Source organism: Pseudomonas inefficax (assembly GCF_032164165.1).
Classification (GTDB): domain Bacteria; phylum Pseudomonadota; class Gammaproteobacteria; order Pseudomonadales; family Pseudomonadaceae; genus Aquipseudomonas; species Aquipseudomonas inefficax.
The window spans coordinates 2,468,467-2,484,280 of record NZ_CP134401.1 but is presented as its reverse complement, the minus strand read 5'-3'; the positions used below and the strand labels follow the sequence as shown (position 1 = coordinate 2,484,280).

The 15,814-nt window shown below is 64.4% G+C and carries 10 protein-coding genes; 3 read left to right on the top strand and 7 right to left on the bottom strand.

What is annotated here, in order from left to right; genetic code table 11:
• Positions 1–162: 162 nt before the first annotated feature.
• The 3 genes from RIN61_RS11110 to RIN61_RS11100 all read right to left on the bottom strand — a co-directional run bounded on the left by RIN61_RS11110 (position 163) and on the right by RIN61_RS11100 (position 4,140).
• Complete coding sequence (locus RIN61_RS11110; RefSeq protein WP_207877033.1) at positions 163–1,761, bottom strand: MFS transporter; 1,599 nt, start codon at positions 1,759–1,761, stop codon at positions 163–165.
• A gap of 1 nt (position 1,762) precedes the next feature.
• Positions 1,763–3,025, bottom strand: coding sequence for an OprD family porin (locus tag RIN61_RS11105; RefSeq protein ID WP_313857173.1), 1,263 nt, complete (start codon positions 3,023–3,025; stop codon positions 1,763–1,765).
• Between the two features lie 203 nt (positions 3,026–3,228).
• Positions 3,229–4,140 carry a LysR substrate-binding domain-containing protein gene (locus RIN61_RS11100; RefSeq protein ID WP_085621549.1) on the bottom strand — a complete coding sequence of 304 codons (912 nt, stop codon included), beginning with the start codon at positions 4,138–4,140 and terminating at the stop codon, positions 3,229–3,231.
• Between the two features lie 262 nt (positions 4,141–4,402).
• Between RIN61_RS11100 and ycaC (RIN61_RS11095) the strand changes: the two genes are divergently transcribed.
• Positions 4,403–5,032 (top strand): isochorismate family cysteine hydrolase YcaC, encoded by a 630-nt coding sequence (ycaC, locus tag RIN61_RS11095; RefSeq protein WP_013974760.1) that lies wholly within the window; start codon positions 4,403–4,405, stop codon positions 5,030–5,032.
• Positions 5,033–5,513: 481 nt separating this feature from the next.
• Here the strand turns inward: ycaC (RIN61_RS11095) and RIN61_RS11090 are convergent, their stop codons facing one another.
• From RIN61_RS11090 to RIN61_RS11080, 3 genes are all read right to left on the bottom strand, one after another.
• Positions 5,514–5,807, bottom strand: coding sequence for a hypothetical protein (locus RIN61_RS11090; RefSeq protein ID WP_085601142.1), 294 nt, complete (start codon positions 5,805–5,807; stop codon positions 5,514–5,516).
• Between the two features lie 514 nt (positions 5,808–6,321).
• Positions 6,322–8,109, bottom strand: coding sequence for a monovalent cation:proton antiporter-2 (CPA2) family protein (locus RIN61_RS11085; protein ID WP_313857166.1), 1,788 nt, complete (start codon positions 8,107–8,109; stop codon positions 6,322–6,324).
• A 242-nt stretch (positions 8,110–8,351) separates the two neighbouring features.
• Entirely contained in the window at positions 8,352–9,323 is a 972-nt protein-coding gene (locus tag RIN61_RS11080; protein ID WP_112249891.1) for a GlxA family transcriptional regulator, read from the bottom strand.
• A gap of 137 nt (positions 9,324–9,460) precedes the next feature.
• Here RIN61_RS11080 and RIN61_RS11075 point away from each other — a divergent pair, with 137 nt between their 5' ends.
• Positions 9,461–9,823 (top strand): helix-turn-helix domain-containing protein, encoded by a 363-nt coding sequence (locus tag RIN61_RS11075; RefSeq protein WP_112249889.1) that lies wholly within the window; start codon positions 9,461–9,463, stop codon positions 9,821–9,823.
• 72 nt (positions 9,824–9,895) lie between these two features.
• Positions 9,896–10,522 carry an isochorismate family cysteine hydrolase YcaC gene (gene ycaC, locus RIN61_RS11070; protein ID WP_112249887.1) on the top strand — a complete coding sequence of 209 codons (627 nt, stop codon included), beginning with the start codon at positions 9,896–9,898 and terminating at the stop codon, positions 10,520–10,522.
• Between the two features lie 117 nt (positions 10,523–10,639).
• On the opposite strand, the gene RIN61_RS11065 is transcribed toward ycaC (RIN61_RS11070), so the two are convergent.
• A complete protein-coding gene (locus RIN61_RS11065) occupies positions 10,640–15,688 on the bottom strand; it encodes a trifunctional serine/threonine-protein kinase/ATP-binding protein/sensor histidine kinase (RefSeq protein ID WP_313857158.1) in 5,049 nt (1,682 codons plus the stop codon).
• Positions 15,689–15,814 lie beyond the last annotated feature (126 nt).

Sequence of the window (15,814 nt, the reverse complement as noted above, 5' to 3'; positions counted from 1 at the left end):
AGCTGATGTGAAGGAGGGGTCAGTATCTGGCCCCTTTTTTTGTTCCTTCAGTGCCGGCCCCTTCGCGGGTAAACCCGCTCCCACAGAGATAACACAAACCTCAAGGTTGTCGTTGTACCTGTGGGAGCGGGTTCACCCGCGAAAGGGCCGGGAAAGCCAGCATCAATGGTGAGCCTTGTGCTCCCCACCCGCCAACAGATGCCGAATCTTCACTTCCACCCCCTCGGTCTGCAACATGCGCACCCGGGCCTCGATCTTCAGCTCACCCCGGGTTACCCGGTGGTGATGCCTCAAATGCTCCAGCCACGATTCCTCGAAGAAGAATTCCAGCCACAACGCCGGGTCCGCACTGTCGCGCATCAACCCCCACGACAACGCGCCATTGCGCTTGCGCATTGCCTCCAGCTCCCGCGCGGCCTGCTGGAACGCCTCCGCCTTGGCCGGCTCGATGTGGTATTCCACGGTGACCATCACCGGCCCGCTTTCCTTGTCCATGTCGTCGCTCAGCAGCGGCACTGGCCAATGCAGTGACGGCGTCAGCTCCTCGGCTGCGGTTTCCGGCAGCGTCACCTTGCAGGTCAGCAGCGTGCCCAGCGCCAGGCCACCTGCGGCCAGCAGCAGGCTCAAGGTGATCGTCGCATGGCTGGCCAGCGTGCCCCACAGCAACCCGCCACTGGCCATGGCACCAAAGAAGATCAGGATGTACACCGACAACGCCCGCGCCCGTACCCAGGCCGGCACCGAGGTCTGCGCCGCCACCTGCAGGTTGGACAACACAGCTATCCACGCCGCGCCGCTGAGCAGCATCGCCGGCAGCAGCACATAGAAGTTGCGCACCAGCGCCAGGGCCAGCAGGAACAGGGCATACAGCAGGCTGGCGAGCAGCACCAGGCGGTCGCGGCTGATGCGTTCGCGCAGGCGTGGCAACAAGGTGGCGCCGGCCACCGCGCCGATGCCGATGGCCGCCAGCAGCAGGCCGAAATCGGCGGCGGTGCCATGCATCTCGCCACGCACGATCAATGGCAGCAGCGAGGTGCCGGCGCTGGCGCAGAAAAAGAACGCCAAGGCGCGCAATATCACGGCTTGCAAGGGCTTGGCGCTGCGTGCGAAACGCAGCCCGGTGCGCATGGCGCCGACGAAGCGCTCGGCCGGCAGCAGCGGCTCCTTCACCTCGCGCTTCCACAGGAACAGCACCAGGATCACCCCGGCGAACGAGATGGCATTCAGGGCGAAGGTCAGCCACGGGCCGACCATGCTCACCACCACGCCCGCCAAAGCCGGGCCGATGGCGCGTGACACGTTGATACCAACACTGGATAGCGCCACCGCGTTGGCCAGGTCGTCCTTGCCCACCAGCTCCGGTGTCAGCGCACTCCAGGCCGGCATCATCAGTGCCGTGCCGATGCCCAGCGCCAGGGTCAGCACCAGCAGCAGGGTGACATTCATCAGCCCGAGCAGGGTCAGGGCCGCCAGCACCACGGCCACCGACGACATCCACAACTGCACCAGCAACAGATATCGGCGCTTGTCGACGATATCCGCCGCCGCGCCGGCCGGCAGGGCGAGGAAGAACATCGGTAGCGAGCCGGCTACCTGGATCAGAGCCACATGCAACGGGCTGGCCGACAGCGTGGTCATCAGCCAGCCGGCGCCCACTTCGTGCATCCAGGTGCCGATGTTGGAAGCGATGGTGGCGATCCACAGCATGCGGAAGGTGGCGTTGCGCAATGGGCTCCAGGCGCCTGAAGGGGACGTGCTCATGTCAGAAGCTGCCTTTGAGTGGGTATTCGATGATCAGGTAGATCCGGTCGATGTCATCGCCGGCCTGGGCCTGGTTGGCGCGGTGGCTGACGTGGGAAAACGACAGGCTCAGGTCCTTGGCGGCGCCGGCCTGCACCACGTATTTCAGGTCGATGTCGCGCTCCCAGTGCTTGCCGCCGTCGCCGTACTGGTCCACATAGGCGCCGCCTGCCGGGGCATGACTGCCGTCGATGCCACGGCCGCTGACGTAGCGGCCCATCAGGCTCAGGCCGGGTGCGCCGAGGGTGGCGAAGTCGAGGTCGTAGCGCAGTTGCCACGAGCGCTCGCCGGGGCCGTTGAAGTCGGCGTACTTGATTGAGTTGGCCAGGTAGATGGAGTCGCCGCTGACGAAGTCGAACGGGGTGTCGCCCTCGACCTTTTGATAGGCCAGGCTCAGCGCCTGGGCGCCGAAGCTGTACCTGGCCAGCAGGCTGTAGGCGAGGGTGTCGATTGCCCCGGCACTGGCATTGCCGGTGTCGCGGGTCTTGTACAGGTTGCCGTCCAGGCGCCAGTTGCCTTCGGCCAGGTTCAGGTTGAAGTAGGCCTGGCGCCAGGTATCTTCCAACTGGCCAGCGTACAGCGCGCCGCCGAATGGGCCGTCGGGAGCAAACGTGGCACCGGCCAGGCTGATGGCGCGGTTGTCGGTGGTAGCGCCGTAGCCGCTGAAGTCATCATGGCTGGAGCTGTTGTCCTGGTTGTTGAAGGCGGTGAAGCGCCCGGCCTGCAGGCGCCAGTCTGGCAGGTCGGTGTTGTCCAGGAACCAGCCGGTGGCGTATTCCGGATGCAGGCGTTTGTCGCTGGTGTCGAACACCGGGGTTTCCACGGTCATTTCGCCGTAGCGTAGCTGGGTGTTGCCCATGCGCAACTTGAGTGCGGCGCCGGCGCTGGAGTAGTCGGACTCGGCACGGCCATCGCTGTCGCGCGGCAGCAGGCCGGTGCCGGCATGGCCGCGGCCGCCGTCGAGCTTGAGGCCGAGAAAACCATGGGCATCGATGCCGACGCCGGGCGTGCCCTCGGTGAAGCCGGAGCGGATTTCGCCAATGAAGCCCTGGGCCCATTCCTGGCGGTAGTTCTGGCCGCTGCCGGAGGGCGAGCGGAAGTCGCTGTGCAGGAAGTAGTTGCGGCTGAGCAGCGACCAGCCGGGCTCTTCGGCCTGGCTGAGCGCCGGGCACAGGGCGAGGGTGGCGAGCAGGGCGCGGCCTGGTCCGTGAGTGGCGCGGATCATGGGGGCTCCGGGAAGGATGATCCGGGAATGTGGATGAAGGATAGGCCAGGGGTCTTGTATGTGTGTGCTCTGGCTGGTTTTGCCTGTGCCGGCCTCTTCGCGGGTAAACCCGCTCCCACAGGTACTGCACAAACCTTGGAGCTAGTGATGACCCTGTGGGAGCGGGTTTACCCGCGAAGAGGCCGGCACAGGCGGCAACCGGCTCAAGCCATGTCGCTGATCGCAAACTCCTCGGCCAGATGATCGATCAGCGCCCGCACCGATGGCAGCAACCCCCGCCGTGACGGGAAGATCGCATGCACGATGCCGCAACGCGGGTGCCAGTCCGGCAACAACTCCACCAGCCGCCCCGCCGCCAGGTCCTCGCGCACCGCCACCCGCGGCAGGTGCGCAATGCCCACTCCGGCCACCACGAAATGGCGCAAGGCGAACAGGTCGTCAGTCACCATGCGTGGCGTGTGCGGGATGACGATGCTGCGGCTGCTGTCCTCGCCCTGGAACAGCTCCCACTGATACTCCCGCTGCGCGCTGCCCCAATGCACACTGGGCAGCGTGCCCAGCAACTGTGGGTCAAACCCCTTGGGCAGTTGCTCCAGGTACTGCGGCTGACCGACCAGGCACTGGGTACTGTTGCTCAGTACCTTCATCACCATGTCGGTGTTCTCCAGCGGTGGAAAGCGCACCCGCAGAGCGACGTCGAAGCCCTCGTGCAGCAGGTCGACGCGGCGGTTGGTGCTCTCTATGAACAGTTCCACTTGCGGGTACTTGAGCATGTAGCGGGTCAGCATCGGCCCGACCCAGGAATTGAGCAGGGTGGTCGGGCAACTGATACGCACCAGACCGCGCGGTTCGCTGCGGTTGCGCTCGATGATCTCCGCCGCGCCCTCGGCCTCCACGCGCATGGCCAGGCAGCGATTGTAGTAGGCCTGGCCGATCTCGGTGAGCGAGCAGTGGCGGCTTGTGCGGTGCAGCAGGCGCACGCCCAGTCGGTCTTCGAGATCGGCAATGCGCCGGCTGAGCTTCGACTTGGGCATGTTCAGCGCCCGGCCAGCCGGGGCGAAGCCGCCGTGCTCGACTACCTGGGTGAAGTAGTAGAGGGAGTTGAGGTCTTCCAATGATCGGTCTCCAGGTACTTGATTGCCTGTGCCGGCCCTTTCGCGGGTAAACCCGCTCCCACAGGTACTGCGCCATCACTGTGGGAGCGGGTTTACCCGCGAAGAGGCCGGCACAGCCCCTGCAAATCTATCGTTCATAAAACAGAACGCTAAAGCCAAATTCTGCTATCTACCGCCACAAAGGTGATGATTTTAATCTGTGCCCATCAACGCGAAACACCCCCGAATGCTGAAAAATTCATAACCCTTAGGAGCACAGACCATGAGCAAATTCACCTACAACCGCCTGAACAAAGACGATGCCGCTGTCCTGCTGGTCGACCACCAGGCTGGCCTGCTGTCCCTGGTCCGTGACATCGAGCCGGACAAGTTCAAGAACAACGTGCTGGCCCTGGCCGACCTGGCCAAGTTCTTCAACCTGCCGACCATCCTCACCACCAGCTTCGAACAAGGCCCCAACGGCCCGCTGGTACCAGAGCTGAAAGCCCTGTTCCCGGACGCCCCGTACATCGCCCGCCCTGGCCAGATCAACGCTTGGGACAACGAAGACTTCGTCAAGGCAGTGAAGGCGACTGGCAAGAAGCAGCTGATCATTGCCGGCGTGGTGACCGAGGTCTGTGTAGCGTTCCCGGCGCTGTCGGCCCTGGAAGAAGAGTTCGAAGTGTTCGTGGTGACCGATGCTTCCGGCACCTTCAACGAAATGACCCGCGATGCTGCCCATGACCGCATGAGCCGCGCCGGCGCGCAAATGATGACCTGGTTCGGCGTGGCCTGTGAGCTGCACCGCGACTGGCGCAACGACATCGAAGGGCTGGCGGCGCTCTGCTCCAACCACATTCCGGATTATCGCAACCTGATTACCAGCTACAACGCGCTGACTGCGGGTAAGTAACACCAAGTAATCTGATGGATGGCTTCTGCAAGGGGGCCATCGTTGACTTGGTCCAGGAGTGTTGTTAGCGTTTCACCTGAGCGCGAAACCAGCTGCCATTCAGCGGCAATAGCTGGCGTAGGAACCCCGTCGATGGCTGAATCATCAGCGTCGGGTGAGACCTCCACACCCCGGCTTGAGGGTGTGTATATGAATATCAAGCACGAGCACAGGGCCACTGGTGACAGTGGCCCTTTTCTTTGCTCGGCAGATAAGCGTACCGCTTGTAAAGCAGTTTTCCGTGGCGATGCTTTCGACTTTCGCGGTGGGGTTGTTGGGGCTCAATGCGATACCTGGCTGCGATCAGTGCGGCCAAGTGAGCCTAGGGAGAAGGGTTTCCTCGAACAATCAGACGGGGATTGACCCGTTTTGTAGGGCGTTTCCTATATTGAGGCGGAGCAGGCCGGTTACCGCAGCCTGCTCTGTGCAAATGCAATGCACTTCAACTTACAGGCTGCGACTCAATCCCATCCAGCAATGCCTCAACCAATCCTTCTGCCATTTCGAGCGCATTCAGGTTGCTCCAGAACAGGCTCTTGCCCGTTTCATCCAGGTGTTCCAGGGCTTTGTAGCCACAGTCGTAGGCGCCGCGCAGGTACTGGGCGACATGCACCAGGGCGTCGTGGGCAGAGACGCCCGGGTTTACTGTGAACAAAGGTGGATGGCCGGCATCGCAGCGGCTGAAAGCGCGCTCTTTGGTGTCGGGAAGAGGTGGATTGGGGACAATTTTTTTCATAGCCAAACTCCGATAGAGGTTGGCCGGCACCATCCGTTTCCACGCGAAGGGTGGCGGCTGCACGCGGGGTGGAAAGCCAGGCTATCGGAACCCCGGCAGGCCATTCGGCCTCCCGCGCGCAGCTGCCATGACAACAGCTATTCCGATTTACCTGCCGGGTTTCCACACCCGATCGCTGAACCGACAGCGACCCGGCAAGCCTAGAGAGCAGGCTTTCCCCGGACAATCAGACGGGCGTCGACACGGTGCGTAGGATAATTCGTCAGATGGTATGGCTGAGTAGGAAAGGGCTCGCAACGAAGTAGGACGCTGCTGATATTTTTGTGCACTGGGTCCGCTGCGCGGCCCTTCGCGGGCACGCCCGCTCCCACAGGAATAGCGCAAGCCTGGCAAGCGGTGCAGTACCTGTGGGAGCGGGCGTGCCCGCGAAGGGCCGCGCAGCGGACCCAGACAATCTCACGCCAAAAATACAAAAGAGGGCCTGAGCCCTCTTCCTGAATCGATGCGCCAACCCTCAATCCGCATCCGAATCAAACAACCGCTCCAACTCCGCCCGGGCCTCCTTGGCCGTCTGCATCACCTTGGCCCGGTCATCACGCACCTGCCCCTGGGCCACCAGCACCTCTTCGTCATGCTGGGTAAACCGCGCAATCCGGTCCGCCGCCTGCGCCTCGCTCAACCCCAACCCCACCAATGCCCGGCGGGTCATCTCCAGGCTGGAGTAGAACGTCTCGCGAATCGGCTCGGCGCCGACATCCGCCAACTTATGCACATGCTGGCGGTTACGCGCGCGGGCCAGCACCTTCAGGTGCGGGTACAGGCGTTTCACCCGTTCCGCCGTGTGAATGGCAGCTTCCGGGTCATCGATAGTGATGATGAAATACTCCGCCTCGCCCACCTTGGCAGCATGCAGCACCTCGGGGCGCAGCGGGTCGCCGTAGAACACCGGCACCTGTTCGAACATACGGGTCATCTCGATGGTGTCCACCGAGGTTTCAAGGGCGATGAACGGAATCTTCTGTGCCCGCAGGATGCGCGCGACGATCTGGCCCATGCGGCCCATGCCGACAATTACCACCCGTGGCGTGTCAGTCTGGATCTGCTTGTAATGCTCCGGCACCTCACGCGCCGGTTGCGGGCGCTTGAGGGCGCGGGCACAGCCAATCATCAGCAGCGGGGTAATTGCCATCGACAGGGTGATGGTCATCAGCAGCAGGTCGTAGGTCTGGGTATCGAACAGGCCCTGGTCCTTGCCCAGCTTGAACACCACGAAGGCAAATTCGCCACCGGCAGCCAGCACCATGCCCAGGCGCAGGGCGCTGGCGCTGTTCAGGCCACCGGCCAGGCGCCCGACGCCGACCAGCAGTACCAGCTTCACGGCCACCAGCAGCAGGGTCAGGCCCAGCACCACCAACGGCATTTCCAGCAGCAGGTGCAGGTTGGCACCCATGCCGACACTGATGAAGAACAGCCCCAGCAGCAGGCCCTTGAACGGTTCGATCTGCGATTCCAGCTCGTGGCGGTATTCCGAATCGGCCAGCAGCAAGCCGGCGAGGAAGGCACCCAGGGCCATGGAAATGCCGGCTTCTTCCATCAGCCAGGCAGTGCCGATCACCACCAGCAGCGCGGTGGCGGTGGACACTTCCGGCAGGCCGGTGCGGGCCACGGTGCGGAACACCGGGCGCAGCAGGTAGCGGCCACCGACGATGACCACGGCGATGCTGGCGAACACCTTCAGGCCGTGCTCCAGGCTGTCGCCGTGGCTGGTGTCCGGGCCGCTGGCGGCCAGCAGCGGCACCAAGGCAATCAGCGGAATGGCGGCGATGTCCTGGAACAGCAGAATGGCGAACGCCAAACGGCCGTGCGGGGCGTTGAGCTGCTTGCTCTCGGCCAGGCTCTGCAGGCCAAGGGCGGTGGACGACAGCGCCAGGCCCAGGCCGAGCACGATGGCCGCCGGTAGCGTCTGGCTGAAGCCGAACAGGGCGATGGCGCCGATCAGCGCACCGGTCAGCAGCACCTGGGCGGTGCCGACGCCGAACACGGCCTTGCGCATCAGCCACAGGCGCTTGGGCGACAGTTCCAGGCCAATGATGAACAGCAGCAGGACCACGCCCAGCTCGGAAATGTGCGCCACGCTTTCGGTGTCGCGGATCAGGCCCAGCGCCTGCGGGCCGATGATCACGCCGGCGAGCAGGTAGCCGAGCACGGCCCCCAGTTGCAGGCGCTTGGCCAGCGGGACGGCGAGGACAGCGGCAAGCAGGAAGATCACCGCAGTTTGCAGAAGGCTGCCTTCGTGTGGCATTGGCTCGTACTCCATGAGCTGCCGGGGCAGCGTTAGATCAGTTTGACGGACAATTCTGGGGAATTGGGGGGTGCCAGACAATCTGCTGTGGGGAAGACACATTGTCCTGAACAAGGTGACAGTCGTGCTGGCTTCTTCGCGGGTGAACCCGCTCCCACAGGAACAGCGGTGCCTTCAAGCCTGCGCATCCCCTGTGGGAGCGGGTTCACCCGCGAAGAGGCCGGCACAGGAAATCTACATACTCAGCTGCCACCAAACTGCGCCCGATACTGCGCCGGCGTCATGCCAATCCGCTCGCAGAACACCTTGCGCAAATGCCGGTCACTGCCAAACCCGCACTGCGCAGCCACTACCTTCAAGGGCAGGTCGGTGCCTTCCAGCAGCTTGCGCGCCCGGTCGATGCGCGCATTCTGCAGGTACTGCAGCGGCGTGATCCCGACCTCGCGCAGAAACGTCCGGGCAAAGTTGCGCCCGCTCATGGCCACCAGGTCGGCCATTTTCTGCACGGTGAAGGCTTGCTCGATATGGTCGACGATGTACGCCTGCACCCGGGCAATCGGCGAATCGTCCCGTGGTACAGCCGCCAGCAGTGGCCCATAGGGTGTCTGCCCGCCCTGGCGATGGCGGGCGACCAGCAGCACCTTGGCCACTTCCAGGGCCAGTGCCTTGCCATGGTCCTCGGCCACTACCGCCAGTGCCAGGTCGATGCCAGCGGTGATGCCGCCCGAGGTAATCAGGCAACGGTCGATCACATAGATCTGCTCGGTCTCGACCTTGGCCTCGGGAAACGCCTGTGCCAGGCGCTCCACGTAGTTCCAGTGAGTGGTGCAGCGATAGCCATTCAGCAGCCCGGCACGGCCCAGCAGGAATACCCCGGTGCAGATGGCGCCGAAGCGTTTGGCCCGGCGCACGGCTTGGGGCAGCCAGCGTTCGATGCCTGGCAGGGCGATGTCATAGGCCCCTGGGCCGCCTGGTACCAGCAATAGGTCGACGGCGTCCGGCAAATCCTCCAGACGCAGGTCGGCTATCACTTTCAGCCCGCATGAGCCGCGCACCGCCGTTTGCCCCTCGGCCAGCGTCAGCAATCGGTACTGCCGCTCGGCAGGCAAGAACCGGTTGGCGATGGCGAACGCATCCATGGGCCCCGTGACATCCAGCAACAACACATCGTTGAACAGCACCATGGCCACGGTGCGGTGGGCGTTTTGCTGCATACCTCTTGGCTCTATAGCTGAATACGTCATGCATCTTAAGGTATCCAGCCGCACACAATTAATAACAATTCAGGTTTGCCTCAGGACTTTGTCATGTGCCGAGGGCGAGACTTCCTGCATTGAACAGGAGAGTCGCCATGCACCTCGGGACGCCCCAAGCGCCGCTGCAAACCCCCGGCGCGCTGACACCTGCGCGGTTGCGCAGGGCCAAGGAACTGATGTTGCACAGCCCGTTGTCGATCATCGAGATCGCCGGCGTGTGCAACCTCACACGCAGCCACTTCTCCCGCGCATTCAAGGTCAACACCGGCCTCTCTCCTCAGGCCTGGCGCCTGCTCGCACGCATGGAAAAGGCCAAGCGGCTGCTCGCCACCGAGGCGCCGATTACCCACGTGAGCCTGGAATGCGGCTTTTGCGACCAGGCCCATTTCACCCGTGCCTTCAGCCGCCTGGTCGGCCAGCCGCCCAATGCCTGGCGCCAGGCGCAGGCCCATCCTTAAGCCGAACCTATCCGCCGGTATAGCCCCTTGTAGACAGTGCCGGCCCGTTTCCCAACCCAAGGAGTCACCCCGATGAGCCAACCCGATTACAAGCGCCTGAACAAAGACGACGCCGTGGTGCTGCTGGTGGATCACCAGACCGGCCTGATTTCGCTGGTGCAGGACTTCTCGCCCAACGAGTTCAAGAACAACGTGCTGGCCCTGGGCGACCTGGCCAGGTTCTTCGGCCTGCCGACCATCCTCACCACCAGCTTCGAGCAAGGCCCTAACGGCCCGCTGGTGCCCGAACTGAAAGAGATGTTCCCGGATGCGCCGTACATTGCCCGCCCAGGCCAGATCAACGCCTGGGACAACGAAGACTTCGTCAAGGCGATCAAGGCTACTGGCCGCAAGCAGTTGATCATCGCTGGCGTGGTGACCGATGTGTGCGTGGCGTTCCCGACCTTGTCGGCGCTGGCGGAAGGTTTTGAAGTGTTCGTGGTGACCGATGCTTCGGGCACCTTCAACGAAACCGTGCAGCAGGCGGCCTGGGTGCGCATGACCCAGGCGGGCGCGCAGATGATGAACTGGTTCTCGGTGGCCTGTGAGCTGCACCGCGACTGGCGCAACGACATCGAAGGGCTGGGCAACCTGCTGTCGCAGCGCATCCCCAACTACCGCAACCTGATGAACAGCTATGCGGCCTTGAGCGGCCGTTGATGTAAACCTGTACCGGCCCCTTCGCGGGTAAACCCGCTCCCACAGGAACCGTGCAGTCCTCAGGCTATGCACTTCCCCTGTGGGAGCGGGTTCACCCGCGAAAGGGCCGGTACAGGCTCAAGAATGATTCACAGGCAAAGTGAAGCGAATCCGACACCCCCCCAGCTCCGACACCAGCGCCTGCAACTGCCCGCCATGGGTCTGCACCACCGAGTTGCAGATCGCCAGGCCCATCCCCATGCCGCCGACCTTGGTGGTATGAAACGCCTCGAACACCCGCTCTCTTTCATCCGCTGCAATCCCCGGCCCGTTGTCGTCAACGCAGATTTCCACCCCATCCCCGACCACCGCCGACGCAATCCGCAGCACCCCATCACTGCGATACCCCGTCAGCGCCTCCAGGCCATTGGTAATCAGGTTGAACACCAACTGCTGCAATTGCACCGGGTCGGCCATCACGCCCACCCGCGCCTGCAAGCGCATCTGCACATCCACCTTGCCCTTGGCGGCATCGGCCGAGGTCAGGCGCACCACTTCGCGGATCAGCTCGTCCAGCTTCACCACCTTGAGTTGCATCGGCGATTGTTTGGCCAGCGAGCGCAGCGCGCGCACGATGTTGGCGGCCCGTTCGCTGTCGTTGCGGATGTCTTCCAGCCCGGCAATCGCCTCTTCCAGATCGGGTTTGGCGCGTTTCAGCCAGCGCAGGCTGGCAGCGGCGTTGGAAGCGATGCCCAGCAGCGGCTGGCTGATTTCGTGGGCGATGGACGCCGACAGCTCGTTCATCACTTGCAGGTGCGCCGTGCGCGCCAGCTCCGCGCGTGAGCGGCGCAACTCGGCTTCCATCTGCGCACGGGTCTGGTTGTCTTCGGCCAGGCGTGTATAGAACTTGGCGGTCTGCAGCGACACCGCGGCCTGCGAGGCGAGGATTTCCAGCATGGCCAGGCGCTGGCTGCCGAACAGGTTCGGCACCAGGCGGTTTTCCAGGTACACCAGGCCGATCAGCACGCCCTGGATCACCAGCGGCAGGCAAAGCACCGAACGGGCGTTGCGTGCTTGCAGCTCCTGGCGGAAAGCCTCCGGGCAATCGCTGAGGGCGTCGTTGAGCACCAGCGGCTTCTTGGTACGCATGGTGGCGTTGATGATCGACAGCGGCGCCTGGGTCATGAACTTCTGGCAGTCGTCCATGCTCACGTGCAACCCGGCGTCGTCGATGTAGGCGAGGGCTGCCATCTGGAATTCGGCACCGCTGACGATCAGCAGAGCACCGTGGTCGGCGCCGGAATGCTGGGTCAGCTGGCCCATCAGGGTTTCGATCAGGCCCTCGAGCAGCACTTCCTCGGACAGCGCCCGTGCTGCCTCGATGCCGGCTTCCAGGTCGAGCTTGGCCTGGTGAGTGGCGCGGTGGGTTTCCTGGATCGGCTGGGTGCGCAGGAACGGGTGCAAAGCCTCCAGCTGGTGCACCTTGCCGGTCGCGCCCCAGATGTGGAAACAGTCGCGGGCGATGCGCAGGTGCAGGTTGGCGCCGGATATCAGGCCGCTGGGGATACAGACCTCGGCCAGCTGTTCGTGGGCCAGCGCTTGTTCATGGATGAACCCGGCGGCGGTGGCGGCGATCTGTGCCTGGTCGAAGCAGCGGATGGCGGCCAGGCCGTCGCCTTCGAGCTTGGCGATCACGCCTTCGATCAGCAACAGCTTGTTGCGGAAGGTGGCCGGGTTGAAGCCGGCCCAGCGGCCGAAGCGTTCGCGCAGGGCTTGAAGCTCGCGCAGCTTGTCGGCAAGGTTGCCAACGGCTTCGGGGCTGCCCAGGGCCAGGCCGCGGAACAGGTGATAGTCGGCCAGGTTGATGTGCGCCGGTGCCGCCCAGGCGTTGTCGCCGGCCAGTGCCAGATTGCGCATGGCCTGCGGGATGTTGCCCAGGTAGAAGTCGCACATGCCGGCCAGCAGGTACTGAAAGAACCGTGTGGTAGGCGATTTTGAGGCTGCGGCCACGGCCGGGCAGGGCGTGCCGCTCAATTTGGCGACGAACGCTTGCTGGGCCTGCAGGATCTGCTCGACGTCGCCATAACCGTAGCGGCGCACGGTGGCCAGGCCTTGCGCCAGCTCCTCTATAACGTCCGGCAGGTAGCGGCCCATGAACAGCGAATCGGAAACCAGGTGGTTGCAGGCATAGCAGCTCATCGCCAGGTCGCCGCTCAGGCGCCCGGAGTCGACCGCATCCATTGCGGTACGGCGGGCGAACTCCATGGGCGAAGTCCAGGCGCTGACCTGGTCCAGGGCCAGCAACGCGCTGGTCAGGTCAGCGTCGAAACCGTGCCGCTCTATCAGCTTGAGCGCAGCCAGGCAGCAAGCATGGCCATCATGGTAGGCGCCGAAGCGCTCGGCAATCATCACCCCGTACCAGGCCATGCCGTAGGTGCTGCCCGGGGCGACGCCGTGCAACAGCGACAGCTCCATGAGCTTGGCCAGGTGCAGGAAGCAGATGTCGTCCTTTACGAAAAACGATGACGACAGGGTGGCCAGCAGGCTGATGGCAACTGTCACTTCCTCCGAATCGGTGCGCTGCAGCGACTCCAGGCAGTGCCGGCCTTTCTGTTCCACCAAGGCCTGTACATTGGCATGACTGGCTTCGACCTGTTGCCAGTCGATACCCCGCACCGGGCTTATACCCAGCAAGTCCAGGCCGGATATGGCGCTGTCGATGGCCGCTTGATAGTCGCCGCGCAAGGTGTTCAGCAGTGCCTGCAGGCGGCATACCCGCGCCTGGTCCAACGCCGACCGTGCGCGCTGGCGGCACTCGCTGATGCGGGCCTCGGCCGCGGTCATTCGCGACAGTTGCATGTCGCACTCGGTGGCCATGCAGGCTATGGCAAAGCCATGCGTGGCGCGGCTTTCCAGCGTTGTGCCGCGGTGCAGCAACTGCTCGGCCGTGTGCAGGTAGCCAGCTGCCTGTTCGAAAGCGCCACCGTCGCGTGCACGTGCCGCTGCCTCGCGTAAAAGTTGCAGGAACGCTTCGCAGTCATCTGCTGAAAAGCCGCATGGGCTGGCGCGTTGCAGCTGGTTGGCAAGCTCGAACAGCGCCTCTTGCAGGCGGCCCGGCCCGGCCTGGCGCATGGCCAGGGCAATTCGTGCATGCAGCTGGGCGCGCTCGGGCGCGGGCGTGAGGGCATAGGCGGCTTCCATTACCCGCTCGTGGGCGAAGCCCAGGCCGTTCTGGCCCGATTGCAGGAAACCCGCGCCAATCAAGGCTTTCAACGGTTCGCCGGGCACTTGAAAGAGCACCTGCTGAAGCAGGCGTTCATCGCAGCGGCTGCCCGCCGCGCTGGCCACCCGCAGCAGGTCACGCTGCGGCTCTGGCAGGCGCGCCAGGCGGTGGATCATCAGGTCGGCGACATTGTCGGAATAGCGGTGGCGGGCCACGGCCTTCAGGCACCATGACCAGCGCATGGCCTGGGTGTCGAAGGTGAACAGCTGGTCCTCGACCAGGGCCCGGAGAATCTGATTGATGAAGAACGGATTGCCCGCCGTCTTTTCGTGCACCAGCTCGGCCACCTGCAATGCGTCCTCGGGGCCGACGTGGTAGCGCTCGCTGATCAGATCGGTCACCGCGCCCACCGCCAGGGGCCGCAGATTCAGCGTGGTGCTGCGCACCGCTGTGGGCAGGGCAAGGGGAGCACTGCTGGCTGGCGCATCATTGCGCCGGGCGAAGATCAGCAACAGGTGGCCGGGCGCGTGAGCCAGCAGTTGCGCCAGCAGTTGCTGGCTGGCGTCGTCGACCCACTGCAGGTCATCGAAGAACAGCACCAGCGGCTGGCCGGGGCGGCTGAACACCTGCAGGAATTCGACGATCGCCCGCAGCTCCTTCTGCAGCGCCAGGCGCGTGGGCTTGGCCGGCAATTCGGGCAAGGGGCCGAGGACCAGCTGCAGGTCTGGCGCCAGCTTGCCGAGCAGCCGGCCGTGGCCTTTGATGCGGCGCAGGATCTCGCGGCGCAGGGTGTCGAGGTCCTGGCTGTTCTTGGCCAGCAACTGGGTGGTCAGCGCGCCGAGAATTTCGACCCAGGGTGCGTAGGGCGTGGCTTGGGCAACGCCATTGCACTTGCCGGTGGCCCAGTAACCCTGGGCGTTGGCCTTGAGTGCTGCCTCGACCAGGCTCGACTTGCCCATGCCGGTAGCCCCATTGATGAACAGGGCTTGTGGCTGGCTGTCACGGCTCAGGGGCTTGAGCAGCAGGGCGATGGCCTTCTGCTCGGAGCTGCGGCCATACAGGCGTGCGCGGTCGGGCGTGACCGGGTCGGCACAGCCGGGTTCGAAGCCCTCGATGGACTTGCTGGCGGCCCACTGCCGCTGGCAATGGGCCAGGTCCACCGCCAGGGCGCGGGCAGTCTGGTAGCGGGCGTCCGGTTCTTTTGCCAAGGCCTTGGCCAGGATCCGGCTAAGGGGTTGCGGCACATTGCCGTCCACTTCGCAGGCCGTCCGCGGCTGCACGCCCGCATGCAATTGGCGCCAGTGCTGGGTGTCGCGCCCGGCCAGTGGCAGTTCACCCAGCAGTAGCTGGTAGAGGATCGCGCCCAGGGCATAGATGTCGGTGCGTCGGTCGCTACTGCTGCCGTGCGGGCAGACCTGTTCCGGCGCCAGGTACGCCCAGTTGCCGAGCGGGGTGCCTTGTTCGCTGATCAGCTGCGCCGGGTCGGCGCGAAAGCAGCCCAGCCGCACACGCTGGTTGGCGTGCAGGCACACATGCTCGGGCCGCAGCGCGCCGTGCAGCACATTGCGTTCGTGGGCCTGGGCCAAGGCAGTGGCCGCATTCACCGCAATATCGAGAAACGGCACCAGGGCCGCAGGGCCTTCTGCGATAAGGTCGGCGATGGAGCGGCCGGCCGGATACACCAGGAGCGGGCCTTCGGCCGAACGCACGAACGCAGAGGGGATCACCGCCCACTGCGGGTCGAGTTGCAGGCGGTAGTCACGTTCCAGGCGCTGGCAGGCGGCGGGGGCCTCGCGCGGGGCGCGCACGGCGATCCAGGCCTGATGGGTGGCAGGGTCGCGCAGGCGGAAGTAGCTGAGCTCACCTTCCTGGCCCAGCGCGCGGATGTCGCACCGGTTCAGCCAGCCCTCGTCGATGGACTGGTCGTAATCGATGGGCCTGTGGGCAAGGCGTTCATCGAGCATAAGGTACCCCTGCTAGCGACATCCTGACGCGCGAGTATACGCAGCGGACCCAGCACGGATGCGGCCTGCAGCCTGCTTGGCAGGAACGGGCACGCTGTTGTCCGTTATCGTCCCCTGGGGGCTGAC

Coding starts and splice junctions, on each gene's coding strand:
- RIN61_RS11110 (WP_207877033.1), bottom strand. CDS start 1,761: ATGAGCACGTCCCCTTCAGGCGCCTGGAGCCCATTGCGCAACGCCACC.
- RIN61_RS11105 (WP_313857173.1), bottom strand. CDS start 3,025: ATGATCCGCGCCACTCACGGACCAGGCCGCGCCCTGCTCGCCACCCTC.
- ycaC (WP_013974760.1), top strand. CDS start 4,403: ATGAGCAAATTCACCTACAACCGCCTGAACAAAGACGATGCCGCTGTC.
- RIN61_RS11090 (WP_085601142.1), bottom strand. CDS start 5,807: ATGAAAAAAATTGTCCCCAATCCACCTCTTCCCGACACCAAAGAGCGC.
- RIN61_RS11085 (WP_313857166.1), bottom strand. CDS start 8,109: ATGCCACACGAAGGCAGCCTTCTGCAAACTGCGGTGATCTTCCTGCTT.
- RIN61_RS11080 (WP_112249891.1), bottom strand. CDS start 9,323: ATGCAGCAAAACGCCCACCGCACCGTGGCCATGGTGCTGTTCAACGAT.
- RIN61_RS11075 (WP_112249889.1), top strand. CDS start 9,461: ATGCACCTCGGGACGCCCCAAGCGCCGCTGCAAACCCCCGGCGCGCTG.
- ycaC (WP_112249887.1), top strand. CDS start 9,896: ATGAGCCAACCCGATTACAAGCGCCTGAACAAAGACGACGCCGTGGTG.
- RIN61_RS11065 (WP_313857158.1), bottom strand. CDS start 15,688: ATGCTCGATGAACGCCTTGCCCACAGGCCCATCGATTACGACCAGTCC.